General features: G+C 62.3%; 1 protein-coding gene and 1 pseudogene. Both read right to left on the bottom strand.

What is annotated here, in order from left to right; translation table 11 throughout:
* Positions 1-6: 6 nt before the first annotated feature.
* The gene (gene trxA, locus DD1DGNOD_RS26160; protein WP_131768953.1) at positions 7-333 is read right to left on the bottom strand and encodes a thioredoxin; all 327 of its coding nucleotides are present in this window, start codon (positions 331-333) and stop codon (positions 7-9) included.
* A gap of 129 nt (positions 334-462) precedes the next feature.
* Positions 463-624 (bottom strand): annotated as a pseudogene (locus DD1DGNOD_RS30380) (thioredoxin-disulfide reductase); the annotation flags it as partial.

The following is a 624-nucleotide window of genomic DNA, read 5'->3' as shown; positions in this document are numbered from 1 at the left end:
GATACCTCAGATATACGCGGAAAGATCCCGCAGCAGGGCGGCTTTGGGCTTCGCGCCGACGATGCTCTTGTCCACCTCGCCGTTGACGAACACGGCCATGGTGGGTATGGACAGGATCTGGTACTGCCGGGCGGTCTGCGGGTTCTCGTCGATGTTGAGTTTGACGATCCGCAGCTTGTCGCCGTGCTCAGCAGCGATCTCCTCGAGAACCGGAGCGACCATCTTGCAAGGCCCGCACCACTCCGCCCAGAAGTCGACGAGAACGGGCACCTTGCTCTTCAGTACCTCCTCGGTGAACGTGTTGTCGGTGACGGGCTGGGTGACTCCTGCCATAATGATCTCCTTCTGATTGTTGCCGCTGGGTGGTGTCCGGACGGTTTTGCCGACCGAAGACGATGCGATCGAGGGCTATATGATCATTAAAAGTATGATCGTGCTGCTTTTGGCCTGTTAGGACACCTGTTAGGACGCGACTGCCTCGGCGGGCGCCCGAGGCGTCTGGCCGGCTTCGTCCTCGCGGGCGGCCAGATGGCGTTCGGCGTCCAACGCCGCGGCACACCCGGTGCCGGCCGCCGTGATGGCCTGCCGGTAGATGTGGTCCACGACGTCGCCGCAGGCGAACAC

This window comes from Candidatus Protofrankia californiensis, from assembly GCF_900634765.1.
Taxonomy (GTDB): domain Bacteria; phylum Actinomycetota; class Actinomycetes; order Frankiales; family Frankiaceae; genus Protofrankia; species Protofrankia californiensis.
This window is presented reverse-complemented; position numbering and strand designations above follow the sequence as displayed.

Bases quoted from the DNA above. Each gene is read 5' to 3' on its own strand.
- trxA (WP_131768953.1), bottom strand. From the start codon at position 333: ATGGCAGGAGTCACCCAGCCCGTCACCGACAACACGTTCACCGAGGAG.